The 26,289-nt window shown below is 57.6% G+C and carries 19 protein-coding genes, 1 pseudogene and 2 riboswitches; of the genes and pseudogenes, 9 read left to right on the top strand and 11 right to left on the bottom strand.

Annotation, left to right across the window (positions count from 1 at the left end):
- Positions 1-132: riboswitch (cobalamin riboswitch) on the bottom strand.
- Between the two features lie 463 nt (positions 133-595).
- Complete coding sequence (locus DXZ77_RS03745) at positions 596-1,474, top strand: CPBP family intramembrane glutamic endopeptidase (RefSeq protein ID WP_147279186.1); 879 nt, start codon at positions 596-598, stop codon at positions 1,472-1,474.
- A gap of 463 nt (positions 1,475-1,937) precedes the next feature.
- Here DXZ77_RS03745 and DXZ77_RS12025 read toward each other — a convergent pair whose 3' ends face one another.
- A complete protein-coding gene (locus DXZ77_RS12025; RefSeq protein ID WP_181816020.1) occupies positions 1,938-2,102 on the bottom strand; it encodes a hypothetical protein in 165 nt (54 codons plus the stop codon).
- Positions 2,103-2,186: 84 nt separating this feature from the next.
- Between DXZ77_RS12025 and DXZ77_RS03740 the strand changes: the two genes are divergently transcribed.
- Positions 2,187-3,755, top strand: coding sequence for a YfcC family protein (locus tag DXZ77_RS03740; protein WP_115030059.1), 1,569 nt, complete (start codon positions 2,187-2,189; stop codon positions 3,753-3,755).
- Between the two features lie 187 nt (positions 3,756-3,942).
- Positions 3,943-5,229, top strand: a complete 1,287-nt coding sequence (locus tag DXZ77_RS03735; RefSeq protein WP_181816019.1) for a threonine/serine exporter family protein — start codon at positions 3,943-3,945, stop codon at positions 5,227-5,229.
- 20 nt (positions 5,230-5,249) lie between these two features.
- Here the strand turns inward: DXZ77_RS03735 and rocD are convergent, their stop codons facing one another.
- The 4 genes from rocD to DXZ77_RS12370 all read right to left on the bottom strand — a co-directional run bounded on the left by rocD (position 5,250) and on the right by DXZ77_RS12370 (position 8,883).
- Positions 5,250-6,512, bottom strand: a complete 1,263-nt coding sequence (gene rocD / locus DXZ77_RS03730; protein WP_115030055.1) for an ornithine--oxo-acid transaminase — start codon at positions 6,510-6,512, stop codon at positions 5,250-5,252.
- A gap of 282 nt (positions 6,513-6,794) precedes the next feature.
- A complete protein-coding gene (locus DXZ77_RS03720) occupies positions 6,795-8,123 on the bottom strand; it encodes an ABC transporter permease (RefSeq protein ID WP_258553107.1) in 1,329 nt (442 codons plus the stop codon).
- A gap of 59 nt (positions 8,124-8,182) precedes the next feature.
- Complete coding sequence (locus DXZ77_RS03715; protein WP_258553106.1) at positions 8,183-8,716, bottom strand: ABC transporter ATP-binding protein; 534 nt, start codon at positions 8,714-8,716, stop codon at positions 8,183-8,185.
- 20 nt (positions 8,717-8,736) lie between these two features.
- Entirely contained in the window at positions 8,737-8,883 is a 147-nt protein-coding gene (locus DXZ77_RS12370) for an ATP-binding cassette domain-containing protein (protein WP_258553305.1), read from the bottom strand.
- A gap of 324 nt (positions 8,884-9,207) precedes the next feature.
- Between DXZ77_RS12370 and DXZ77_RS03710 the strand changes: the two are divergent.
- Positions 9,208-9,810, top strand: a pseudogene (locus DXZ77_RS03710) (metal-dependent transcriptional regulator); the annotation flags it as partial.
- Here the strand turns inward: DXZ77_RS03710 and DXZ77_RS03705 are convergent.
- From DXZ77_RS03705 to DXZ77_RS03695, 3 genes are read right to left on the bottom strand one after another with little or no spacing between them, the layout of a single operon-like run.
- A complete protein-coding gene (locus DXZ77_RS03705; protein ID WP_115030049.1) occupies positions 9,768-10,751 on the bottom strand; it encodes a metal ABC transporter permease in 984 nt (327 codons plus the stop codon). The pseudogene DXZ77_RS03710 and the gene DXZ77_RS03705 sit on opposite strands and share 43 nt — an antisense overlap.
- Positions 10,748-11,482, bottom strand: a complete 735-nt coding sequence (locus DXZ77_RS03700) for a metal ABC transporter ATP-binding protein (RefSeq protein ID WP_115030047.1) — start codon at positions 11,480-11,482, stop codon at positions 10,748-10,750. The genes DXZ77_RS03705 and DXZ77_RS03700 overlap by 4 nt, the downstream gene beginning before the upstream one ends.
- A complete protein-coding gene (locus DXZ77_RS03695; protein ID WP_115030045.1) occupies positions 11,479-12,435 on the bottom strand; it encodes a metal ABC transporter substrate-binding protein in 957 nt (318 codons plus the stop codon). Before DXZ77_RS03695 ends, DXZ77_RS03700 begins: the two co-directional genes overlap by 4 nt.
- 515 nt (positions 12,436-12,950) lie before the next feature.
- On the opposite strand from DXZ77_RS03695, the gene DXZ77_RS03690 reads away from it, so the two are divergent.
- The 4 genes from DXZ77_RS03690 to DXZ77_RS03675 all read left to right on the top strand — a co-directional run bounded on the left by DXZ77_RS03690 (position 12,951) and on the right by DXZ77_RS03675 (position 18,647).
- Positions 12,951-14,210, top strand: coding sequence for an ABC transporter substrate-binding protein (locus DXZ77_RS03690; RefSeq protein WP_115030043.1), 1,260 nt, complete (start codon positions 12,951-12,953; stop codon positions 14,208-14,210).
- Between the two features lie 22 nt (positions 14,211-14,232).
- Positions 14,233-16,191 (top strand): VWA domain-containing protein, encoded by a 1,959-nt coding sequence (locus DXZ77_RS03685; protein WP_115030041.1) that lies wholly within the window; start codon positions 14,233-14,235, stop codon positions 16,189-16,191.
- A gap of 22 nt (positions 16,192-16,213) precedes the next feature.
- Complete coding sequence (locus DXZ77_RS03680; RefSeq protein WP_115030039.1) at positions 16,214-17,224, top strand: magnesium chelatase ATPase subunit I; 1,011 nt, start codon at positions 16,214-16,216, stop codon at positions 17,222-17,224.
- A gap of 52 nt (positions 17,225-17,276) precedes the next feature.
- A riboswitch (cobalamin riboswitch) is annotated at positions 17,277-17,465 on the top strand.
- 132 nt (positions 17,466-17,597) lie between these two features.
- Entirely contained in the window at positions 17,598-18,647 is a 1,050-nt protein-coding gene (locus tag DXZ77_RS03675) for a homocysteine S-methyltransferase family protein (RefSeq protein WP_115030037.1), read from the top strand.
- A gap of 172 nt (positions 18,648-18,819) precedes the next feature.
- Here DXZ77_RS03675 and DXZ77_RS03670 read toward each other — a convergent pair whose 3' ends face one another.
- The 3 genes from DXZ77_RS03670 to rpsO all read right to left on the bottom strand — a co-directional run bounded on the left by DXZ77_RS03670 (position 18,820) and on the right by rpsO (position 23,660).
- Entirely contained in the window at positions 18,820-20,331 is a 1,512-nt protein-coding gene (locus DXZ77_RS03670) for an APC family permease (RefSeq protein ID WP_115030035.1), read from the bottom strand.
- Positions 20,332-20,506: 175 nt separating this feature from the next.
- Complete coding sequence (locus DXZ77_RS03665; RefSeq protein ID WP_115030033.1) at positions 20,507-23,020, bottom strand: polyribonucleotide nucleotidyltransferase; 2,514 nt, start codon at positions 23,018-23,020, stop codon at positions 20,507-20,509.
- Positions 23,021-23,390: 370 nt separating this feature from the next.
- Complete coding sequence (gene rpsO, locus DXZ77_RS03660) at positions 23,391-23,660, bottom strand: 30S ribosomal protein S15 (RefSeq protein ID WP_028327834.1); 270 nt, start codon at positions 23,658-23,660, stop codon at positions 23,391-23,393.
- A 208-nt stretch (positions 23,661-23,868) separates the two neighbouring features.
- On the opposite strand from rpsO, the gene DXZ77_RS03655 reads away from it, so the two are divergent.
- Positions 23,869-26,217 (top strand): molybdopterin-dependent oxidoreductase, encoded by a 2,349-nt coding sequence (locus DXZ77_RS03655; RefSeq protein ID WP_115030031.1) that lies wholly within the window; start codon positions 23,869-23,871, stop codon positions 26,215-26,217.
- Positions 26,218-26,289: the final 72 nt, after the last annotated feature.

Raw genomic sequence — 26,289 nt, 5'->3', positions numbered from 1 at the left:
GGAACTACAAACAGATCGGACAGTATCGGGCTCGGTCGGGGTGGTCCGCCATACCGTTGCGCGTCAGCCCCGGGTTCGCACCGGGTTCCTGCAGACCGCCTTGGGGTGGTCACCGATCCGGATCATCATAGGGGACTGCTGTATTTCTCATATTGCTGCTACTCCCCCGGGTTGGTCGGAGAAGTGTGTGAAAAATGCGTGCACGTTTTCACGGGCTGTTCGTGTTTTGCTTCGTTGGGTAAAACTTTTCTTTCGTGGAATTCTGTGGGCATTTTTTCTGGGGAGTGACTGTGGAACTTGCTTGCTGATTCGTTTGTGTGGGGTAAGTGCCATGGCTGGCTGGAGATGGTTTTGACACGTGGTGGATCTCATGATCAGCGGAGAGTGAAAAACTGGGTTTGACCAGCGTAGAACAGTCTGGTGGGTAGGCATTCTTAAGAGATGGAAAGCAGTCATCGACGCCTTCTGCGTCACAGTCCAGTGCGTGTGTTTCTTCACCTGTCAACGCTGGCCGCGTCCCGCAGGGTGATCTTCACCGTCTCCCGCCCGTTGGGGCGGAGTATCAACATTTATTGAATATCTCTAACCATAAGTGGTGGCGACCGTTAGTATCTTTTTCAATCATCACAGTAACCATCACTATAAGCTTTGTCGCTCTTATCTTTTTTCTCTTCTTTTGGCGTTGATTTCTGGTGGACCAGAGGGCCTTCAAAGACAGCTGAAGACATGGGAACCCGGGTCAAATGAGATCACATTTTTCTCTATGATTTCATTTGATCTGGTCCTTGCGGCACTTATTCCTTGTGTTCTGATTTCCGTACGGTTTGGAAACAAGGGATGCGCTGCTTTGGTTCATTCAGTTGCCGGGCGGTTCCGTTGGAGGTGGGCATTGCGTTGCGTTGTTACCCTCCTCCCGGTTTGGGTTGTCTATATCGGTGTAGAGCAGTTTTTAACTGCCCCTGAGGGCAGCCACCCTGAACCGAATTTGTTGGGAATTATTTTTATCGCGATTTTTATCACGCCTCTTCAGGCAGCTGGCGAGGAGTATTTCTTCCGTGGGTGGATGATGCAAAATGTTGGTTCTTGGTTCAAGGATCCGCGGGTGGCTTTGTTTATTGCAGGAGCAGTGAGCACGGTTACTTTCGCCGTAGCTCATGGAGCAACAGATTTCTGGATTTTGGTTGATCTTGGGGGAACAGCGATTGCTTGCGTTTATCTCACGTGGCGTACGGGTGGTTTGGAAGCGGCGGTGGCACTACACACGGTGAACAACATGATTGTTGGTATCGGCTCTGGTTTAGCTGGAACGGCCAGCGCGAGCGTTGTTACTGAATCGACAACGGGGTCTTTTGTTGGCACGTTGGTTTCTGTCGCCATGAACGTGTTGGCTGTTGTTATTTTGCTGCGTTTAACTCGTAGCACTGATGTGGCCAACCGGGCGCATGAGCCATATGCCACCCCTGCTATCCCCTGATTTAGGTAGGTGTATTAGTTATCACGAGTGCGGCTCTCCCCTACCCTTACCCTGGGAAGGAGAGCCGCACTTTTCAGTTCTCGATAGCCGCGACGCTGCAGGTCGGTTGTTTTTTCCGTGCCTTTACGCCTTTAAGCCCTGTAGAACTAGCTAGAAGAGGTCCGCCTACTAGTGCCAGGTAGTTGAATAAAGTTGGCTCTGCAATCTGTGTAAGAGCCCACAGAACCCAGGCAAAACAAGTTGCAGGAAGAATCCATATAAGCAAGGCAGGCAAAAACCTGCCGATGCAATATTGAATAAAAAGCGCAGATAGAAGACCTACATTAACTAATAATATTTCCACACAACTTTTCCTTGTTGGTAATTTTTTCCCTAAAAGTAATATTACTAGAAGCTAATCATCTTGTGCCACAAGAGATTCCAAAGGACTTGCCAGCATATACAGCACCACCACAGGGGTAACTCAATCTTTCGCTCCCCACACCTCAAACTGGCTAGCCATGCCGCTCAACCAATCCGTCAGGTAATACGCCACTTCACTACACAAAAGCCCAGCAACCCCGCACGGAACCCCTAACAACAAAACGCATCCAGAACGACACACAGCTTGGAATTCTATGTCGCTCACAACATTTCCCTGTCATGGTCTTCTTGATCACTCTAAGCTGAGTCTGGCTGTAGCAACTTTGGGTGCGACGTAGGGAGATCGAGGATGACAAGCCCAGCAGTAGACGACACGCAGACCACCACAAAGCCTGGGCGCCGATGGTCTTTCCCATCTGCCTTCACAATTCTTTTCCTGCTCACGCTTTTGGCTGTCGCTGCTACCTGGATCGTTCCCGCCGGCTCCTACGCCAAGCTCACATACGATCAGCCATCCCAATCATTGGCTGTCACTTCACCCCAAGGGCAAAAAACATCCCTGCCTGCTACCCAAAACTCTCTTGACAAGCTCGGTGTGAAAATTGACGTCAGTAAATTCACCGACGGCGAGATCACTAAACCTGTTTCCATCCCTCACACCTATGAACGGCTAGAACAAAAACCAGCCAGTCTCGCCGATATCACAACCAGCATGGTTAATGGCACCGTCGAAGCAGCTGACATCATCGTGTTCATCCTTATTCTCGGTGGTCTCATTGGCGTAGTGAAAGCAACCGGAGCGTTCGATGCTGGCCTGATCGCCCTCACACAACGCACCAAAGGGCGTGAGTTTCTTCTCGTATCAACAGTTTCGGTTTTGATGGTGTTGGGTGGGACGTCGTGTGGTCTTGAGGAAGAAGCTGTCGCGTTTTACCCGATTCTCGTACCTATTTTTATCGCTATGGGCTATGACGCCATCATCTGCGTCGGCGCGATCTTTCTCGCTGGATCAATGGGAACTACTTTCTCTACCATTAATCCGTTCTCTGTTGTTATTGCCTCTAATGCCGCTGGAACTCAATTCACGGAGGGGATCTGGTGGCGGGCTTTCGGATGCGCAGCTGGTGCGGTAGCTGTGATTTCTTATCTATGGTGGTACGCCCGCAAAATTAAAACCGACCCGACCTCGTCATACACGTACGCAGACCGAGAAAAATTCGCGGCGCGTTGGCAGTTAGAAACCGGTGACGGTAGCCATGTGGTTTTTGAGTGGCGCCGCAAAATCATTCTCGTATTGTTTGTGGTTCCTTTCCCGCTCATGGTGTGGGGCGTGATGGTGGGCGGCTGGTGGTTCCCAGAGATGGCGGCGTCTTTCTTAGCCATCACGATCGGCATCATGTTTCTGGCTGCTACCGGCCCGCACCGACTCACTGAAAAACAACTCGTTGACAGCTTTACTGCGGGGGCTTCCAGCCTGGTGGGGGTGTCACTCATTATTGGGCTGGCCCGGGGTATCAACCTCGTCATGAACAACGGGCTCATCTCTGACACGATGCTCGATGCCGCATCGAATTTGGTGCATGGCATGAATGGGCCACTTTTTATCGTGGCGATGCTGTTCGTGTTTTTCTTTCTCGGGTTTGTGGTGCCTTCTTCGTCGGGGCTGGCAGTGCTGGCGATGCCGATCATGGCGCCGCTGGGAGACACCGTCGGTATCGACCGGTGGATCATTGTGTGCGCCTACCAGTGGGGGCAGTACGCGATGCTTTTCCTCACCCCAACGGGGCTGGTGATGGCCACCTTGCAGATGCTTGACATTTCGTTCTCACACTGGGTGCGGTTCGTGTGGCCAATGGTTGTTTTCGTGCTCAGTTTTGGTGGGCTGCTGCTCATCACCCAGGTACTCCTCACCACGTAAACGCAATCAGCTTCTCTATTCGCCCATTGGGTGAGGAATGACTCGTGTGGTTGGGGTGGGCTGGTCTGGGTAGCTCTCAACTTCGCGTCGTAGGTTGGGGGTGCACAGTCTGAGAGGTCGCGGTCTGCCACGAGAGCGGCGGGCGTCGTGCAAGCCGTGGCGAAAAGTTTCGGCGAGAGGTTTTTCGGTGGGTGAACCGGTTAATGCGGCGCATGCCCTCGGTGAGGATGTCCGGGTCGTGTTGCGGTTGGGCAGTCATTTAGCTGCGGCAGGAACAGGGTCATACCGCGTGCGGCAAGCGATGCGGCAAGTGGCGGCGGTTTTAGGTATTGAGCATCTGGACGCCAGCATCACAACAACGTTTATTGCGTTGACAGCGCGGCGAGGTGAGGAATTCCGTACCGTGGTGCGCGAGATTTCGAGCGTGGGGGTGGATGCGGGGCGGATCGCTGGGCTGGAGCGCGTAGCGGCGCAAGTACGGCCAGGGGTCACGGCCGCGGAGGTGGATGCACGGATCACGGCTGTGCAGCGCGGTGTGCGCCGGTGGGGAATGTTTCCCCGCTCTGCGGCTGCAGGGGTGGGGTGCGCCGCGTTCGCGTTACTGAACGGTTTTGGGGTGTGGGATGCGGTGGCTGTGATCGGGTCGGCAGGGGTGGGGCAAGCTGTTCGGATGGCGTTGACGCGTCGTCATGTGGCGCCGTTGGGGGTGGTGGGGGCGTGTTCAGCTGTGTCGTGTCTGGTGTTCCTTGCGGTGGCGACCGGGTTAGCTGCGTTGACGGGGGCGGAGGGGATTACGCCGGGGGCTGGGTTAGTGACTGCTGTGCTTTATCTGGTTCCTGGTTTTCCGCTGTACACGGGGTTGCTTGATCTTGCTCACCAGGATCTTCTGGCTGGGGCAGGACGATTGTTGTATGCCGGGACGGTGGTGGTCACTTCAGGGGGTGTGGTGTGGTTTCTGGCTTCCATCACGGGTGTGGCCCCAGCGGTGCCGACTCCGCACGAACTGGGGGTAGTGGCCAGTGTGTTGTTGTGGGGTGTGGGTGGTTTTGTTGGAGTGGCTGCGTTTGCGATGTTGTTCGATGCGCGGTTACGTATCGTGTTTCTTGCTGGGGCGATTGGTGCGGCAGCGAACTTGACTCGGATGGTGTTGGTGTTTTTCGCGGTGCCTGCGCAGACGGCGTGTTTCACCGCTGGGTTGGTGATTGGGTTGTTGGCGGCGGTGGCTGCCCAGTTGGGGCAGGTTCCGCGGATTACGGTTTCAGTGCCGGCGGCGATCATTATGGTGCCGGGGACGTTGATGTACCGGGCTCTTTACCACCTGAATGCGGGTGCGATGAGCGAGTGTGTCAGTGAGACAGCGCATGTGGCGCTGTTGTTGATTTCTATTGGTGCGGGGTTGGGGTTGGCGCGTTTGTGTACGGATCCGGCGTGGACTTTTGATCACCGGCCAGCGCAGGCGGCCACCGCGAAGTGAGGTGGCCGCCTTGCTGGGGGTCAGTTTTGTTCGGAGGTGACTGCTGCGTCGGTGAGGACCTTTTTCAGGGTGTCCGTGATGAGTCGTACTTCCTCGGCGGTGACAACTAGCGGCGGAGCCAACCTGATTGTGGATCCGTGGGTTTCTTTGACGAGTACGCCTTCTTGAGCCATACGTTTGGCGGCTTGTTTACCGGTCATGAGGGCTGGGTCGATGTCGACTCCGGCCCACAAGCCCACGAGTCGGTAGTTTTCCACGCCGTGTCCAACGAGCTTGTCGAGTCCTTCTCGCATCACTGGTTCTAGTTCGCTGGCGCGGTTCTGGAATTCGCCGGTTGCTAGTAGGCGCACCACTGCTAGGCCCACTGCTGCCGAGAATGGGTTTCCGCCGAAGGTTGACCCGTGCGAACCGGGGGTGAGTACACCTAGCACGTCTCGGTCGGCCACGACTGCTGAAACGGGCAGGATTCCACCACCGAGTGCTTTACCCAGCAGGTACATGTCGGGCACTACGTCTACGTGGTCGCATGCGAATAGGCGCCCGGTGCGGCCTAGGCCTGACTGGATTTCGTCGGCGATCATCAAGACTTGGTGTTCGGTGCATAGGCGCCGCACGGTGGGGAGGAAGTCGGCTGGTGGGATGATCACGCCGCCCTCGCCTTGGATTGGTTCTACTAGTACGGCCACGGTGTGCTCATCGATCGCGGCTTCGAGTGCGGTGGCGTCGCCGTAAGGGACTACCTGGAATCCGGGGGTAAAGGGGCCGAAGTGCTCGCGTGCGTCGGGGTCTGTGGAGAAGCCGACGATGGTGGTGGTGCGGCCGTGGAAGTTGCCGTCCATGACGATGATTTTTGAGTGTTCGGGTGTGACGCCTTTACGCAGTGATCCCCAGCGGCGGACCACTTTGATGCCGCTTTCGACTGCTTCGGCGCCGGTGTTCATTGGCAGGACCATTTCTTTACCGCACAGTGCTGCTAGTTCGGTGCAGAAGTCTGCGAGGCGGTCGGAGTGGAAGGCACGGCTGGTCAGTGTCAATGTGTCCAGCTGTTCGTGCGCGACTGCGGTGAGTCCTGGGTGTCGGTGTCCGAAGTTCAGGGCTGAGTATCCTGCCAACGCGTCGAGGTAGCGGCGTCCATCCACATCTGTCACCCAGGCGCCTTCTCCGCTGGCAAGCACAACCGGCAAAGGGGCGTAATTCGGTGTGATGGCGGCTTCTGCCGCTGCGAGGTGCACGTTGGTGCGTTCACCTACGTGGCTCGTTGAGATGTCGATGGACTGGGTCATACGGGGTACCTCCGCGTGCTCTGCCCAGAGGCGGAGTACGGGCTGCACCAGGTCTGATGCCACCGACCCTCGCCTATGGGGATCGTGGACCGCGCGTGGTCGGCGCACCCGCGGAGTGTTCCTTGCGGTGGGGCGGGTGTGGCCGTGTTGTACGTGCGGTGTCACCAAGAAGGTGACCAGGTGAAAGTACCCGACGAAACCCTTTTGTGGAAGGAAAAAATACAGAAAGTAGAACTTTTGGTTGACTTTAACCTTCAAGATCTCCGGGGGCTTGTGTTGATTTTATTCTGATCGGAGGCCGACGGCGATGTCTTCGGATAGTGAGCGGCGAGCGGGGAGCCATTGAACAAGGAAGAGCACTATCCAGCATGAAACGACACCAAAGATTATTGCTAACCACGGGAAGACGATGATTGGGTGCCCAACGTAACTAACGGAACTTATTGCTGCAGTTACCATGGCTACTAAAATTGGGGAAGCCGCTCGTAGCGTTGCGGTAAGAGAAAGCAAAAATCCTTGCCAGAGGTACCATATAGTTATTTGTTTTCTTGGCATCCCAGCGATTCTCAGCAAAGATCTCTCATGGCTCATTTGCCTTGAAGAGAGCGAAATAACAGCTGCGGAAGTAGTGAGAAGCACTACAGCAATGAGTGCCACGATTACTAGCGTATCCACCATGTTTGCTGCTTTTGAGCTGTCAAGAGTTTTGATTATCGAGGCAGCAGATTCTATAGAAACCAGTATTACCCCAATACTTCCTAGTCCGGCAGCCAGGGGCGCTACTGTATTCGCGCTGAATGCCGCGCGCTCAGATGCAGCTTGTGCCGCTAGTCGACCCGTAACGCTGCCAGATTTCCCTGCGAGATTCCCTAACAGTTTCAAGACGAATATGACTGAACTGTTACCCATAAGGAAAATAAACATAACAGCCATCATTCCATTATGCAGAGAAGTGTTCACTACGAACGATAAGCCTACCTTCATGCCATCGGTAACCCCAACTAGGATCAAAATAGATAGGATTATCAGCAACAATATAGCTAAAGTAGGAATTTTCCACCATTGCTTACTTTTCTGAGTAGTGACTGAGCTCCGGAAAACCTCAATCGGTCTTGCCCGTGAAGCTATCCGCACCGACCCTATTGCTCCGAAAAAACACGTAAAAACACTTAAAGTGAATGAGGCTGCGACTGCTAGCAATGAGGGCGGGAGGATAGGTGTATCAAAACCCGATGCGGCGAGTTGATTGAAAGCTGGAACGACGACATAGCTAAGTGCGGTACCCAGGACAGTCCCTGGGGCGGCCCCGAGAAGTGAACATAAGGCGATTATCGAGTAGGTGCCGAAACGGACATCGCGGGGTGTGGCTCCAATGAGGCGCCACTGAGCGAATATTCGACGAGTCGAGTCAACTGTTGACTTTCCGACAACCGTTAAAGAAAAAAATGCGAGTAAAAGAACAACTATATAGATTGTTTGGGCGACAATTGTAAACTCAGATAATGAATATCTTTGTTGATTTACCGCGTCGATGAATTTTGGGTCTCGCGTCCAAAAGAACTGTGTCGAACACATGGTGACCAGCGCTGTAACTATTGCAATAGTGGCCATAGCAGGCACCCAAGCCCCAAAGTTGGCCATTAGTACTCGGCGCGCATATTTGTACATTCTTATTTATCCTCAAGTCTTACCATAGCGCGCATTATTTCACCAGCATTGGTAGGGCCAGTAATGTTTTCAATGGAACCGTCACGCATAAAAACGACTTTGTCGGCCAATGCTGCGGATTCCATGTCATGCGTAACCATGACAACCGAGCAGTGTTTCGTTGCCATGTCTTGGAGAACATGTAAAACAGTGTTCGTATTGGCAGTATCAAGTGCCCCCGTTGGCTCGTCAGCAAAAATAATAGATGGGCGCATGAGAATAGCGTGACATAGAGCCGCGCGCTGCTGTTCACCGCCGGAGAGAGTCTTGACTTTTGCGTTTTTTCTTTCATGGAGGCCGAAACGGTGCAAGATATCATCCACACTGGCGGGGTCGATGTGCTTCTTTGCTAATTCACGAGGGAGGCATATATTATCTTCAACACTTAAATAGTCGATTAAATTATAATCTTGAAAGACGAAACTAACATTTTCGCGCAGGAAGCGCGTGCGTTTCTCGTCATTAAGGCCATATATATCAGTGCCGTTAATTACCACTGTACCCTTATTTGGCTTATCTAACCCCCAAGGCAATACAAGAGAGATGTCTTACCTGCGCCACTTGGGCCAACGATAGCCGTTAATCCGCCCTCTTTTATTTCCAGGGAACAATTTTCCAGAATCGGCGCCTGTTTTCCCTCTGTGCATCTATCGGAAAACTTCACGACACCTTCAGCGCGAATCCAAGGATGAGTACTCACTCCACCTATCTCTCTCGGTCACATCAGTTTTTAGTTGCTGAATAATTCATTCTGATAAAAATAAGTAATTAGTAAGTTTTACACTGGAGACTTTTCTTTCGTAGCAACGTATTACATGTCACTCCTATACGGGTATATAAATACCTTAATGTGACGCTGATCACAGTGATGTATTCGCATACCCATATTTTTTACGGACACCTCAACCGGTCGCATCAGCCCCGATGGGTCAGTGACTACCTCGCTGCGCTCTAACTTCGACTGTTGCTGTTCCGATAATCTGCCAACATGTCGGTCTCCGCCCTGTCGACGAGTTCACAGAATTACCTCAAAGCCATCTGGGGTCTGCAGGAATGGTCAAACACTCCTGTCACCGCTTCAGCGTTAGCCTCGCGCGTGGGCGTGAAACTCTCCAGCGCTTCTGACGCAGTGCGTAAGCTCACTGCCCAAGGGCTTGTTGAACATGCCCCCTACGGTGCGGTGACGCTCACCCCCACAGGGCGTGCATATGCGGTCGCGATGGTGCGGCGCCACCGCTTACTCGAAACGTTTTTGGTCCAGACGTTGGGGTACCAATGGGATGAAGTACATGCCGAAGCCGAATCCCTTGAGCATGCGGTGTCGGATCTTTTGGTAGAGCGCCTAGCAGCACACCTGGGAAACCCCACCCATGATCCGCACGGCGACCCCATCCCGAGTTCTGATGGTGCCGTCACCCACCCCGACGCTACTGTTTTGACCCAGGCTCCAGCAGCCACGGATCTGCGTGTCGTACGGATCTGTGACAGAAACCCAGAACTGCTGCAATTTTTCGCCGGGCACGGTATCGGGGTGGGAACCGTTGTGCGCTACGTGCCGGGCGCTGCGTTTTCGGGGTCAGTGAATGTTTTCGTCGATGATGATGAGGCCCCGTTAGTGCTGGGCGCCGCCGCAACTGACGCGGTCTGGGTAGTACAGGCGGCATCAGCACCTGAGTGAGCAGCTCTACCTCTCATGAGCCACCGCGATATCACGCCGTGCCGCGGCGCAAACAGCATCACCACACCAAACAGGCAGCCTTGCAGCACAACGATGATGCCGCCAGAGGAAACATCCAGCCAGAAACTGACGTAAATCCCCACCACCGAGCACGCCACTGATGTGGCCGGGGCAAGTAGCAGCATCCGCTCAAACCTGTCTGTGAGCAGATAAGCAGTCGCCCCAGGAATCACGAGCATCGCCACCACAAGGATCACCCCCACCACTTGCAACGCCACCACGGCAGTGAATGCGAGCAAAGTGAGCAAAATCCCGGACAGGACACGAGGACGCAGACCGATTGCTTGAGCATGCACCGGGTCGAACGCGAACAGCATCAGGTCACGGCGTTTAAGCACCAAGACAGCGAAAGCCACCGCCGCCAGTAACCCAATCTGGATAAGGTCTGTGTCACCGACGCCGAGGATGTTCCCGAAAACCACATGCTGCAAGTCCATGTGGCTAGGGGTGACTGAGATCAATACCAGCCCAGCAGCGAACAACGTGGTGAACACGATCCCGATAGCAGCGTCTTCTTTCACTCTGCTGCCGGTACGCACCGCCCCGATCAGCGCTACTGCTAACACCCCGAACACCAATGCTCCCACCGCAAACGGGATCCCCAGGATGTAGGCCAACACCACCCCAGGTAGCACAGCGTGCGAGACCGCATCCCCCATGAGGGACCAGCCAATGAGAACTAGCCAGCAAGAAAGAAACCCACTCACCGCTGCAGCGATCGTGGTGGCAGCGAGTGCACGCAGAAGGAATTCGTAGTGAAGGGGTTCAAGAAGGAAATTGAGCACAAGGTTCACCACTGTTCTTGAAGGGTGTCGAGACCAAAAGCGCGGGTGAGGTTTTCTGGCCGTAACGCCTCAGCGACGGGACCATGGAAGAGGGTACGTCGCAGCAAGAGAGCGGCTTCATCAGCCAGATCAGGCAAGGCATGCAAGTCGTGGGTAGAGACGATGACGGTAACGCCGCTGGCAGCAAGGTTTTTGAGGAGGTCCACGATTGTTTTTTCGGAACGTTTATCGACGCCAGCGAAAGGTTCATCCAACAGGAGAATGCGTGCTCCTTGCGCGATTCCACGAGCAACGAATGCTCGTTTACGTTGACCGCCGGAGAGGTTACCGATCTGGCGGTGGGCGAGGTCAGTCAGGTCGACGCGGGCGAGAGCCTCATCAACAGCGGCGTGGTCAGTGGGGCGTGGCCGTCGGGTGAATCCTTGATGCCCGTACCGTCCCATCATGACAACGTCGCGAACACTGATAGGGAAGGCCCAGTCAACGTCTTCGTTTTGGGGCACATATCCGATCAAGCCATTACGGCGGGCGGTGGCGGTGTCGGAGCCGTTGATACTGATGCTGCCCTCATGGTGGGAAGTGATCCCCATGATGGTTTTAAAAAGTGTGGATTTTCCCGAGCCGTTCATTCCGATGAGTCCGCAGATCCGTCCGGGCATGACGTGCAAAGTCGCGCCCGATAAAGCGGTGATATCGCCGTAGCGGACGTGAACGTTGGTTACGTCAACGGCAAGGGTCATTGTGTTTTTCCCGTAAGAGCGCCAGCGATGGTTTTAGCATCGTGGCGGATGAGGTCGAGGTAGGTGGGGACGGGCCCGTCGGCGGCGGAAAGAGAGTCGACGTAGAGAGTGCCACCGAAGGTGGTCTCCGTTGCGTCAACGACTTGTTTCATGGGCTTGTCTGAAACGGTGGATTCGCAGAACACGGCGGGAATCTTGTTGCTGCGGACGAAATCGATGACCGAGGTGATTTGTTGGGGCGTGGCTTGCTGTTCAGCGTTGACGGGCCAAATGTATTTTTCGGTCAGCCCGGCGTCTTTAGCGAGGTAGGAGAACGCTCCTTCGCAGGTGACCAGGGCGCGTTGGTTCTCGGGAAGAGTGTGCAAAGTAGTGGTCAAATCGGTGCGGACTTTACGGAGTTCGTTTTTGTAGGTGGCGCCGTTTGCGCGGTAATCGTTGGCGTGAGCGGGGTCGAGTTTGCTGAAGGCAGTGACCATATTGTCCACGTAGGTTTCGACAGCGCTGGGGCTCATCCACGCGTGCGGGTTGGGTTTTCCGGCATAGGCGTCTTCGGTGATGTTGATCGGGGTGACGCCTGCAGAGACCACGGTGTGGGGAGTTTTCACAGTGGAAACGAATTTGGTGAACCACTGTTCGAGGTTGAGACCGTTATCAAGGATGAGGTCAGCCTCAGATGCTTTAGCGATGTCGCCGGGAGTGGGTTCATAGCCGTGAATTTCAGCGCCAGGTTTGGTGATAGAGCGTACGTCGAGGTGGTTCCCGGCGATATTGCTGGCGATGTCAGCTAACACGGTGAACGTAGTCAAGACCACGGGTTTTTTAGTGGAGCTGCCATTGGTGGATGAGCCGGGGGCGCAGGCAGTCAGGAACACTGCGGCACTGGTCGCGGCAGCGGCGGCGATAACCCATCGGGGTGCTTTTCTCGTGGGTCTCCTGCTGTGGTGCCGCCGCATGTGTGTTCCCTTCGTTATCGCCTCTTTGATGTGTGCGTTACGGCGGTTGTGTGTTTCGTGGCGGCGAGGCCGGGATGTTTAGGGGCGACCCCGCCGCTATGTACGCCATGCCGTAGTCCCACTTTACGACGCACCTAAACACTTTAAACAGACGCAACACTCCACAAACATGCAGGTCACGAAGACACGCAGTGAACTTTCGCGCAGAGCGTCCTGAGACCTCGGTCTCCAGATCCTTTAGAAACACCACTCCATTGAGCCCCTCATGCCACCATGGGGCGTCCGCCGCGAAAACACGACACCCTCGAGCTACCAGGTACCACCGGCACCATCTCGCGACGGTGACCCCCTTAATTTTTACGGGGAAAACCACCGGCCATCTCGGGGCACGTCGAGTTCTCGCATCCGCCCTCGATGGAAGGGACGATTGGTGCATCGCACGACCAGCGCCCCAGACGCGCTTAGGAACTCGACGTACCTCCTCGGCCCCCACGGTCTTTCAAGGAAGGCACGCGATGTCACGTCTACGCGCCTCAATCCCGCTGCTCGCACTCACCCTCGCCCTCACAGGAGCACTCACCGGATGCAGCAGCCCGGACGGCACAGCCGCGACACCGCAAGAAAACGCCACACCACCAGCTGACCCCCCATCGGCACCACCAGCCCAAGCAGCCTGCATCGACAAATTCGACCCCACAAAGGACTACTTCCCCGACAAGGTGAAGTTCTCCGACGCAGAAAACGTCAACGTCGAATACTTCAACTCCTACAAAGTCGTCACCGTACGACACACCAAACCCGGCGGCCCCTCACAAAAATACGTACTCACCCAATGCGGCGCCCCCGAACCAAAACTGACCGGCGACCTCGCCACCGCCCAAAAAGTGACAATCCCAGTCAAAAAAGCCGCCACCGGCTCCACCGGCCACGTGCCCCCCTTCCAACTACTCAACCAATCCCAAGCCCTCGCCGGCGTCACCGACGCCGACAAAATCAGCGGCGGCAAAGTCAAAGACGCCATCAAAGCCGGAAAAATCACCAAACTCACCCCAACAGCCACCGGCGCAGACCCAGCCCAAATCACCGCCCTCAAACCCGACCTCTTCATCTCCTCCACACCCACCGACCCCGCCAACCCCAAACTCCGCAAAGAAAAAATCCCCGTCGTCTCCTACGCCGACTGGTTCGAACGCACCCCCCTCGGACGAGCCGAATGGACCAAATTCACTGCCCTATTCCTCGATGCCGAAGCCGAAGCCAACACACGCTTCGAACGCATCGCCTCCGACTACCGCACCCTCGTCGCCAAAGCCCTCCACGTCCCACATCGCCCCGCCGTGCTGCTAGGCGCCATGACCGACGGAAAATGGCAAGCCCCCGGACGCGAGAACTACGTCGCTAACGAAATCCTCGACGCCGGCGGCACATACGTCCTCGAACACCTCGACGGCACCGAACCACGCCCCATGGACTTCGAAATGGTCCTCACCCGAGGAGCCGGAACCGAAGCCTGGCTAGCCCCCGAACCAACCACACCATGGAAATCCCTCAACGACCCCATCTCCAAAGACGCCCGCATCGCCAACCTACCCCCCGTCAAAAAAGCCAACGTATGGACATTCACCAAACGAATCAACGAAGGTGGCGGAAACGACTACTGGCAAAGCGGAGCAGTCCGCCCCGACCTCGTCCTAGCCGACCTCATCGCCATCCTGCACCCCGACCTCATGCCATCCCACCAATTCACCTACTACACCCAAGTCCCCGCCCAATAACCCCCACCACCCAAACCACCCCATGAAACCCCCACCCCCATACCCCTTCACCGCCATCGTTGGACAACCACACCTCCAACTCGCACTCACCCTCCTCGCCATCGACCCCCACATCGGCGGCGTACTCATCCGCGGCGAAAAAGGCACCGCCAAATCCACCGCCGCACGCGCCTTCGCCGCCCACCTACCCACCGGCATCATGCGCACTCTTCCCCTAGGCGCCACCGAAGACCGCATCACCGGAACCCTCGATATCCAAGCCACCCTCACCCATGCAACACCTATCCCCCTACCAGGCATCCTCAGCGAAGTACACGAAGGCGCTCTCTACATCGACGAGATCAACCTCCTAGACGAACACCTTCTCAACCTCGTCCTCGAAGCCGCCGCCTCTGGCACCGCCCGCATCGAACGCGAAGGCATCTCCTGCACCCACCCCGCCCAATTCGCCCTCATCGGCACCATGAACCCCGAAGAAGGACCCCTCCCCGATCACACCCTCGACCGATTCGGGCTATGCGTCGACATCACCTCCATCACCGACCTCGACACCCGCGTCCTCCTACTCGAACGCACCCTCGCCTACGAAAACAACCCCCACGCATTCGCCCACACCTGGGCACCCCACGAACACCACCACGCCACCCACCTACAAGCCGCCCGCAACCTACTCCCCCACATCAACCTCTGTCCCGAACTCCACAACCTCATCACCACAATCACCACCACCAACCATGTCGCCGGACACCGCGCCGACATCGTCCTCACCCAAGCCACTCGCGCCCACGCCGCCTGGCACGGACGGCGCCACGCCACCACCGAAGACGTCCACGCCGTCACCTCCCTCGTCCTCACCCACCGCAGCCACACCACCCCTAACCCCACCACCCCCACCGACACACCCCAACCCACCCCACACACCTCACCCTCACTGCCCAACCTCCCCCACCACACCCCACCCAAAACCCACCCCACCAGCCACCAATCCCCACCACCGACCACCAACCACAAACAAAATCACACCACCAACCCCGACAACACCACAGGAACCTCCCTCACACCCCAACCCACCCCCACAACCACAGACCCAACCCCCAGCGACAACGACACCGATACCCCCGCAACCTGCTCCCTCATCCCCCTCCCCGGCACCACATTCCCCGTCATCCCCCTGGCCACCAACACCACCAACCCCCACACCCCCGGCCGCAAAAACACCCCCACCACCGCCCACCGCGGCCGCTACATCCGCTCCCGCCCAGCACGCCCCAACACCACCGGCGAACTCGCCCTCGACGCCACCATCCGCGCCGCAGCACCCCACCAGCACACCCGCAACAACCCCCACGGCCGCATCCAAATCAAACGCAGCGACTGGCAAGAAAAAATCCGCCAACACCACCCCGGAAACTGCACCATCTTCATCGTCGACGCCAGCGGCTCCATGGGCGCCCAAAACCGCATGACCGCAGCCAAAGGCGCCATCCTCTCCCTCCTCCTCGACGCCTACCAAAAACGCAACCGCGTCGCCCTCATCACCTTCCACCACCGCAACGCCCACATCCTCCTACCCCCCACCTCCTCCATCGAACTAGCCGGACGCCTCCTGACCGACCTACCCATCGGCGGCCCCACCCCACTACCCACCGCCCTAACCACCACCAGCCGCCTCCTACACAACCTCCTACACAAAACCCCCGAACTACGCCCCCTACTCATCCTCGTCAGCGACGGCTGCGCCAACATCGACCTCGACGGCGACCCCACACCCAGCGCAATCAACCAAGCCCACCGCCTCGCCACCAACCTCGGCAAAGACCCCCGAACCAGCTGGATAGTCGTCGACACCGAAAACCCCACCACTGCCCGACTCGGCCACGCCGCCGCCCTCGCACACGCCCTCAACGCCCCCTGCCACACCATCGACGAACTCCACGCAGACGACCTCATCCACCTCGTCCGCACCCAAATCCCCCACTAACCACACCCCCGCAGGAGACCCCATGCACCGCCCCCCATACCCCTTCGCCGCCATCGTCGGACAAGACGAAATGCGCCTAGCCCTCCTCCTAGCCGTCATCTCCCCCGCACTATCCGGCGTACTCATCCGCGGCGAAAAAGGCACCGCCAAATCCACTGCCGTACGCGCCCTAGCCGAACTGCTCCCCACCCACCCCGAAATCGACGGATCCCCCTTCCACCTCTCCCCCGAGGAGTACCACGACCTACGCGAACATCTCGAACCCAACCTCGGTGATACACCCCCCATCAAAAACGTCCGCGTACCCGTCATCGAACTACCCATCGGCGCCACCGAAGACCGCATCACCGGCACCCTCAACCTCGAACACGCCCTCAAAGACGGAACCCGCCGCCTCGACCCAGGCCTGCTCGCCGCCGCACACCGCGGCATCCTCTACGTCGACGAAGTCAACCTCCTCGACGACCACCTCGTCGACCTACTCCTGGACTCAGCCGCAATGGGCGTCAACACCGTCGAACGCGAAGGCGTAAGCCTCTCCCACCCCGCCCGGTTCACCCTCATCGGCACCATGAACCCCGAAGAAGGAGAACTACGTCCACAATTCCTCGACCGCTTCGGCCTATGCGTCACCATCAACGGGTCAACATCTATCGCCGAACGTATCCAAATCGTCGAACGCCGCCTAGCCTACGAAGACGACCCCGCAGGCTTCGTCTGCCGCTGGGAAGAAGAATCCCGCCGCCTCTCCCGCCGCATCGCCGGAGCAATGCACCGCGTCAAAGACGTCACCGTCCCCCGCGAACACCTCTACACCGTAGCTCGAACCTGCATGGAAGCAGGTGTTGACGGACACCGCGCCGACATCATGATGCTCCGCGCAGCCAAAGCACTCGCAGCCTGGCACGGACGCGGAACCATCACCGAAAACGACCTCGACGAAGCAGCCCACCTCGTCCTCCCCCACCGCATGCGCCGCCGCCCACTGGAAGCGATCGGCGAGGTCCCCATGACCACCACCAGACACTCCTAACCCCTCTCGCCGCGGTACACACCTGTCCGTTATCCGGTCGGGCATGAGACGAAAAACCGCGTCACGCTTAGACTCCCGGGCACACGACGCAGAAACGGGAAGCCGGTGAAAAACCGGCACGGTCCTCGCCACTGTGATCAGGAAGCTCCACCTCACACATGCCACTGGAGTCCCTCCGGGAAGGCTGAGGAAGAGCGTTCGACCTGAAAGTCAGGAGACCGCCTGCGCCGTCACCAATATGCCGATCCACGAGTGATGGACGGCCGCGGCGTCATCTTTAGGCATGCCCACAAACAGGCACGCCCGCGCATCGACACCTGCGGCTCATCCGCTCCCTCGTGGTGAAGCTCCAAAATTGCCGAGGAGAGCAATAATGAGTGAACAGCCCACCCTGGTCGAACGCCTCGACGCAGGCCCCGTGATCTGCGCAGAAGGATTCCTGTTCGAACTGGAACGCCGTGGATACCTCACCGCAGGCGAATTCGTACCTGAGGTAGCCCTAGAACATCCAGACGCACTACGAGCCCTGCACGTGGACTTCCAACGCGCTGGCTCTGACATCGTCGAGGCCTTCACCTACAACGGCCACCGCGAAAAAATGCGCGTCATCGGTAAAGAAGACCTACTCGAACCATTGAACCGCGCCGCACTGCAAATCGCCCGCAACGTCGCCGATGCCGTCCCCGGCAACCTCATGGCCGGCAACATCAGCAACAGCAATATCTGGGACCCCGCAGACCCCGCATCCCAAGCCGAAGTACGCGCCATGTTCACCGAAATGGTGGGCTGGGCTGTCGACGAAGGCGCCGACCTCATCATCGGTGAAACGTTCTACTACGCAGGCGAAGCACTCACCGCCCTCGAAGTAGCAAAAAGCAGCGGCCTGCCCGTCGTACTCACCATCGCACCGATGGCCGCCAATGAAATGACCGACGGCGTCGACATTGTCGAAACAGCCTGCCGCTTAGAACAAGGCGGCGCAGACGTAGTAGGACTGAACTGCTTCCGCGGACCAGAAACGATGATGCCCTGGCTACGCGCCATCCGAAAGGCAGTGACCTGCCACGTAGGGGCACTACCTATCCCCTACCGCACCTCCCAAGAAGAACCCACCTTCTTCAACCTCTCCGACGTCTCTGCCAGCGTTCCCTCGCCACACGGACGTGCTTTCCCCACCGCCCTCGACCCGCTCTACACCAACCGGTACGAGATCGAGGCGTTCGCCAAAGAAGCATTCGATCTCGGCGCCCACTACCTCGGCGTGTGCTGCGGCGCGAGCCCGATGCTGGTACGTCAGGTAGCTGAAGCCGTTGGCAAATACACCGAGGCCAGCCGATTCTCAGAGAACATGAGCAACCACTTCATGTACGGCAACAACGACCGGCTACCTGAGCACATCGTCGCACTGGGGTCGCACGCCTGACCCTGTGACGGGCTGAACGAGCCACTGCAACCGACGGCTCACCTGCAGTAATCCTGGCCAATTCCTGCATCCACGAAAGCAGAACATCACCGCCAGGCACACAGGTAAGCGGCGGTAACCGACACCCTGCCGGATACCGCCGCTTACCTGCACAGTGCAGACAAATCAGTTATCAACCAGCCGTGCTCTCACTACCAACGCGGGCATGCCGGTAGCTGTACGTCACGTAAATAACCACACCGATCCCAAACCACACCAGGAACCGAATCCACGTCTCCAAAGACAAGTTGGTCATCAAAAACAGGCATGCCAACACCGAAATTATTGGCACAACGGGTGAGAACGGGACCCGGAAAGGCCGTTTCAGGTCTGGGCAAGTTCGCCGTAGCACCGGCACAGCCACGCTGACAACGACAAACGCAAACAGTGTTCCGATGGCGACCATGTCAGCCAGTTCCGCCAACGGAACGAAGCCGCCAAGAAGGACAACAAAAGCCGTCGTCAAAAGCGTCATCCTCGAGGGGGTGCCGTACTTGGGATGCAACCGACCAATCCACGCTGGTAGAAGTTTGTCTCGGCCCATCGCGAAACCGATCCGCCCCATCCCTACGATGTCCACCAAAATCACCGAAGTCAGGCCACAAATCGCAGCGATAGAGATCAGAACTCCAGCCCACCCCAACCCGACAGAGGTGAACGCTGCAGCCAAAGGAGCCCCTTCATCAATGCGGTTGTAGGGAACCATTCCGGTGATCACAGCGGAGACGCCCATGTACAAAATCATGCACAGTACCAACGCGCCGATCAGTCCTCGAGGCATGTCTTTGGCGGGGTTCGTGGATTCTTCAGCCATGTTCGCTACTGATTCGAACCCGGAATAGGCGAAGAAAACCACTGCCGTTGCGGTAAGCACTCCACCAATCCCGAATGCTGCGGGCTCAAAACCGAACACCCACTGCGAAAGAGGCTGCTTCAATCCTGATGCGGTGTCGGCAGCACTGGGCTGCGACGGTGGAATGAATGGCTGCCAGTTCTGCGCTTTCACGAAGAAGGCACCGAGCGCAATGATGAACACACAAATGGAAACTTTGACTGCCACAAGCAGGTTGGTGACCCAGGCGCTCTCACGGACCCCTATCGTGGCAACCACCCCAAGAATGATGGCGATCCCGATAGCCCCGAGATTGATGACTGATCCTTCACCGAATAATGAACTCGGTAACCAGGGGAACAGGTGCAGCATGTATCCCGACCATCCTCGCGATACCACGGCAGCACCGAGCGCGAATTCCAGAACCAGGTCCCACCCGATGATCCACGCGAAGATCTCACCAATGGTGGCGTATGTGTAGGTGTATGCCGATCCCGCAGTCGGGACAGCGGCAGCGAGCTCGGCGTAGCACAGCGCAGCCAACCCGCTCACTGCTCCGGCAATAAGAAAGGCCGAGACCACGGCTGGGCCTGCGTGGTTCTTGGCCTCGATCCCGGTGAGGGTGAAAATCCCGGTGCCGATGATCATGCCTACGCCGAAACCGATGAGGTCTTTCAACCCGAGGCGTTTGACGAATTGGCCAGTTTCACCGGCGACAGCGGACTCATCGTCCTGCTGATGGAGGATGTCTTCCACCGGTTTTAACCGGAGCATGCCGAGATGCTTTCGGTCTTCTGGGGTTGATTGAGTCATGCTCGCCAGCGTAAAGCGTGTTCTGCTGCCGCATGCGCTCTGGGGACAACGCCCGCTGTGGATTGTTTCCTATTCGGCGCGGCCAGGAACCCCCGGATGCTTCTGTGGGGCTCTTCCCGATGACGGGAAGAGCCCCACAGGCAGCTTGCTCTGACGATGCGAGCTAGCGACTCACTCAGGCTTCTTCGGAGGAGTTACTTGCGCCCTCGGAAGCTTTAGCGGAGTCGACGAGCTCTTTGGCCTCGCGAGTGTTCGTGCCGGATTCGACATTGTCATCGTGGTGCGTCCGGCGGCGACGGCGGGGACGCGGGGCGTCATCGTCGTCGCGACGCGGGCGGCGCCCACCGTTGTCACCTCGTCCGCCGCGGCGACGCGGACGGGAGTCGCTTTCACCTTCGGAACTGGAGCTGGAGCTAGCTCCTTCGGAAGCTGCAGCCTCGGCTGCTGCCTGCTGCTCTTCGGTCAGCACAACGGCAAGGGACAGCTTTCCGCGCGGGTCGATTTCTTTAAGCTCAACCTGCACTTTCTGACCCACTGCCAGAACATCATCGACCACGTCAATGCGCTTGCCACCGACCAGTTTGCGCACTTCAGAGATGTGCAAGAGGCCGTCTTTGCCCGGAAGCAGGGAGATAAACGCACCGAACGTGGTGGTCTTGACCACTGTGCCAAGGAAGCGTTCGCCAACCTCTGGCATCTGTGGGTTAGCGATCGCGTTGACAGCGGCACGTGCTGCTTCGGCCGAGGGGCCGTCAGTAGCACCAATGAAGACGGTGCCGTCATCTTCGATCGAGATGTCTGCACCAGTGTCTTCCTGGATCTGGTTGATCATCTTGCCCTTCGGGCCGATGACTTCACCGATCTTGTCGACGGGAACCTGAACCGAGATCACGCGAGGCGCGAAGGGGCTCATCTCGTCGGGGGTGTCGATGGCCTCGAGCATGACGTCGAGGATGTGGAAGCGAGCTTCGCGGGCCTGCTTCAAAGCCCCGCCAAGCACGGAGGCAGGGATGCCGTCGAGCTTGGTGTCCAACTGAATAGCGGTAACGAATTCGCGCGTACCGGCAACCTTGAAGTCCATGTCACCGAAGGCATCTTCGGCGCCAAGGATGTCGGTCAGCGCCGCGTACTTCATTTCGCCGTCGATTTCGGCCGAGACCAGACCCATCGCGATACCAGCAACTGGGGCGCGCAACGGCACACCGGCGTTGAGCAGTGACAGCGTCGATGCACAGACCGACCCCATCGAGGTCGACCCGTTAGATCCGAGGGCTTCAGAGACCTGACGGATTGCGTATGGGAATTCTTCACGGCTGGGAAGAACAGGCACGAGCGCGCGTTCGGCCAGCATGCCGTGACCGATCTCGCGACGCTTAGGCGAACCAACGCGCCCGGTCTCGCCAGTGGAGAACGGCGGGAAGTTGTAGTTGTGCATGTACCGCTTGCGCGTATGCGGGCTCAGCGAGTCCACTTGCTGCTCCATGCGGAGCATGTTCAGGGTGGTCACGCCCATAATCTGGGTTTCACCGCGTTCGAAGATCGCCGAACCGTGAACTCGTGGAAGCACCTCAACTTCGGCCGAGAGTGCCCGAATATCGGCCAAGCCACGGCCATCGATGCGGACCTGCTCACGCAGAATGCGCTCGCGGACCAGGTTCTTTTGGACGGCTTTGTAGGCGGCGGAAATTTCTTTTTCCCGCCCAGCAAATTCGCCTGGTTCTTCTTCAGTTCCGGCGAGCGAAGACTTGAGTTCTTCTTTCAGATCATCGATGCCGTCTTCGCGTTCCTGCTTGTCTGCTACTGAGAGCAGTTCGCGGAGTTTCTCACCAGAAGCTGCCTCAACAGCGGCGTAAACATCGTCCTGGTAGTCAAGGAACAGCGGGAATTCGCGGACCTCTTTGGCAGCGGTAGCGGCCAGCTCGGACTGGGCTTTACACAGCTGCGCGATGAACACCTTGGCGGCTTCGAGCCCCTCGGCAACGACCTCTTCGGTCGGGGCGGTCTTGCCTTCGTTTTTCACCAGCTGCCACGTGGATTCCGTGGATTCAGCTTCCACCATCATGATGGCAACATCGTCACTGCCGTCAGCGTTCTGGCCAACGATGCGGCCTGCAACAACCATGTCGAAGGTGGATTTCTCGGCGTGTGAGAAGTCAGGGAAAGCAACCCACTGTCCGTCGATCAAAGAAACACGGACGCCACCGACCGGGCCAGAGAACGGCAGACCGGAAATTTGCGTGGATGCCGATGCTGCGTTGATCGCCAGCACGTCGTACTGGTAGTCCGGGTGGCTAGCGAGAACGGTGATGACAACCTGAACCTCGTTGCGCAGGCCCTTCACAAAGGAGGGACGCAACGGGCGGTCGATGAGGCGGCAGGTCAGGATCGCGTCGGTGCCGGGGCGGCCTTCACGGCGGAAGAACGAACCGGGAATTTTGCCCGCAGCGTACTGGCGTTCTTCAACGTCAACGGTCAGCGGGAAGAAGTCGAACTGGTCCTTGGGTGTCTTGCCCGCGGTGGTGGTGGACAGCAGAGCGGTGCCGGTGTCCATCTCATCTTCAAAGATGTAAGCAGTGACCGAGCCTGCGGCCTGCTTTGCGAGACGTCCGGTTTCGAACCGAATGGTGCGCTTGCCGAACTTTCCGTTGTCGATGACGGTTTCGGCGAACGTGATTTCTGGACCCTCCATGTGGGCCCTCCTTTTCTTCATCTACTCACCAAATGCATCGTCGTTGTGCATCGGGTGTTCCAACTCGTGCGCGGCAGCGTCCAGGCTGTGTTTGACACTGTGTCCGTGGACCTCGGGGCCGGGCACGTTACGAGCGTTCGTGCGCTCGTTTCTCAGGGGCGCATTGCAGCCCAGCCGAGATTTCCTTCCATGCTGTCCTGTTTTGGGACAGTTTTCACGACGTGAGGCCCGTTAGGGGGGCGTGTTGCACTTTTCCGGACGTGTATGTGCTTTCAGAAAAGCGCACCCGTATCTAGAGACGTCGTCCTCTGCGTGATACGGGATACGCGTCAAGGGCGGCTCCTAAAGGAACCGCCCTTGACGCGAAGACTCAGTGACGCAGACCAAGACGTTTGATGAGTGAGCGGTAGCGCTCGATGTCGATGTCTGCGAGGTAACGCAGCATGCGCTTACGGCGACCAACCAGAAGGAGCAGGCCACGACGGCTGTGGTGGTCGTGCTTGTGCTCACGGCTGTGCTGGGTGAGGTCATTGATGCGCTTGGTCAAGAGCGCGATCTGCACCTCAGGCGAACCGGTGTCACCCTCGTGCGTGGCGTACTCTTCCATGATCTGCTTCTTGGTTTCGGCGTCCAGCGACACTGGGCAACTCCTCGATCTGTCGTTGCGCGGTGCTCGGGGGCTTATCCACCCGGCGCTCTTTATCCGCGGCCGTTCTGACGGCAAGAAGCCACTTTACCAGCGCTTCCCACCACTCCCCTAATCACGGTGGCGACACTGCCTTTAAATATTCTCTCACTTTTCGCTTCCGTGAACGTTCAAGCTCCACGCGTGGGGCACCCTGGAGTACATGAGTTCCCGCCATGTCTCCCACTGGGGTGTGTACGACGCCCACCGTTCCCCCGATGGAACCGACATCGAATCTGTCACCCCCTGGTCCGATGACACTGCACCATCTGCCCTACTGGATAACGTGCCAGGCGCGGTCACGCGCCCCTCACGTGTACAACGCCCTGCTGTACGACGCCGCTGGTGGGAACACGGCCCAGGACCTGACCGCGAGCGCGGGCGCGCTGGCTCTAATCAAGACTGGATCACCCCAGGGTGGGATGAGGTGCTTGACCGTCTCGCCGATGAGCTAGGTCGCGTTTACCACGACCATGGCGCGCAGGCAGTTTTCGGGGGCTCCTACGGCTGGGCAAGCGCAGGGCGTTTTCATCACGCGCAGAGTCAACTTCACCGCTTTCTCAACACATTGGGCGGATATACGCAGGGCGTTAATACATATTCAACGGGAGCGTCGGAAGTTCTTTTCCCGCACATCCTTACGGACGAGTCCGCCCTGACTCAGTTCGCGACCACGTGGGACGTCATCGCTGAGCACACAGAAACGCTCATCGCTTTTGGTGGAGTTCCTTTAAAAAACACTGGAATTGATGCAGGAGGCGCAGGTGATCACCCCACCGGGCGAGCGCTTGATGCTTTACATTCCCGTGGCGCGAACCTTGTGGTTGTTTCACCGCTGCGCGATGACCTACCTGGAGCGCGCTGGGTACCTGTTTCTCCTGGAACGGACACGGCGCTCATGCTCGCGATGACCCATGTTCTGCTCGAAGAGAATCTCGCTGATAGCGAATTTCTGGAGAAGTACTGCTCGGGTGCTGACACGTATGCCGATTACATCCTTGGCCGCAGTGATGGTGAGCCGAAATCCGCGCGCTGGGCGGAGGAGATTACGGGGATTAAGGCTGAAGAGATTCAAGCCTTAGCGCGCTTGGCCGCTGAAACGCGCACACTCGTCACTGTTTCGTGGTCATTGCAGCGAGCTCGCCATGGTGAACAACCCATGTGGGCTGCGTTGGCGCTTGCGGCTCATTTGGGGCAGATCGGTCTTCCTGGTGGTGGGTTTGCCAGCGGGTATGGGTCGATGAATAAGCCAGGCTGTTCCTCTACGCCGCTACGGTTCCCAGCTTTGCCTCAAGGGCAGAATCCAGTTAGTGAGTTCATCCCGGTTGCCAAGATCAGTGATTTGCTTCTTCATCCGGGTGAGGAGTTCACGTATGACGGTGGCACTTACACGTATCCCGATATTCGTCTGGTGTGGTGGGCCGGAGGAAATCCCTTCCATCACCATCAAGATCTGGGGCGTCTGACGAATGCTTTTACCCGTCCAGACACGATCATCGTTTCTGATCCTTACTGGACGTCTACAGCACGTCACGCAGACATCGTTCTTCCCTCCACCACTACTTTTGAGCGTGATGATATTGGTGGGGCGCGTTCGGGGGCGCGGCTAACTCCGATGCGAGCGCTGGTTTCTCGGTACTGCGAGGCTCGTGATGACTACGACATTTACGCAGCTTTGGCCGAGCGGCTTGAGGTGGGTGAGGTTTTCACTGAGAACCGTGATGCGCAGGAGTGGCTGCGTCACTTGTACGGAGTTTTTGAGGAGGATGTCGCTCAGGGCCGTATCACGCCGCCGGGGATGGAGGTGCCGGAGCTGCCATCGTTTGAGGAGTTTTGGGATAGCGAGGGGATTGATCTGCCTCGGCTGGGTTCCATTGTGGCGTTTGAGGATTTCCGGGCGGATCCTGATGAGAATCCGTTGCCTACTCCGTCGGGTCGCATTGAGCTGACGAGCGAGACGATTGCTGCGCTTGAGTTGCCTGATTGCCCGGGGCACCCAACGTGGCTGGCTCCTACAGAGTATTTGGGTGCGAACTATGCCAATACATTCCCGTTGTTGTTGTTGGCTAATCAGCCTGCTTCGCGGCTGCATTCTCAGCTTGATGACGGTGCTACATCGATGGCTTCGAAGGTGGCTGGTCGGGAGCCGATTCGTTTGAATCCTGCGGATGCTGCGGCGCGGGGTATTGATACCGGAGATGTCGTTTTGGTGAGCAATGATCGCGGGGCTTGTCTGGCGGGGGCGATTTTGAGTGATGCTGTGCGCCAGAACGTTGTGCAGTTGTCGACGGGGGCATGGTTTGACCCGTATGACCCGCAGGTGCATGGGCCAGAGGCTGGCCAGGCTGGGCTACGTGTGGGGACGTGTGTGCACGGTAATCCGAATGTGTTGACTGCTGATGTTGCTACCTCTGGTTTGTCGCAGGGGTGTACTGGTCAGCATGTTTTGGTGGAGGTTGTGCGTTGGGATGGCCCGGTTCCGGAGGTGAGTGTGCATGAGGCTCCGTGTTGATTGAGTTTTTTGGGGCATGCGGGTGGCCCGCGCACCGTGATGGTGTGCGGGCCACCCGCATGTGATAGGCGT

Source organism: Dermatophilus congolensis, from assembly GCF_900447215.1.
In the GTDB taxonomy this organism is placed as follows: Bacteria; Actinomycetota; Actinomycetes; order Actinomycetales; family Dermatophilaceae; genus Dermatophilus; species Dermatophilus congolensis_A.
The sequence above is the reverse complement of the archived record's forward strand: the minus strand, read 5'-3'. Positions and strand labels throughout refer to the sequence as shown.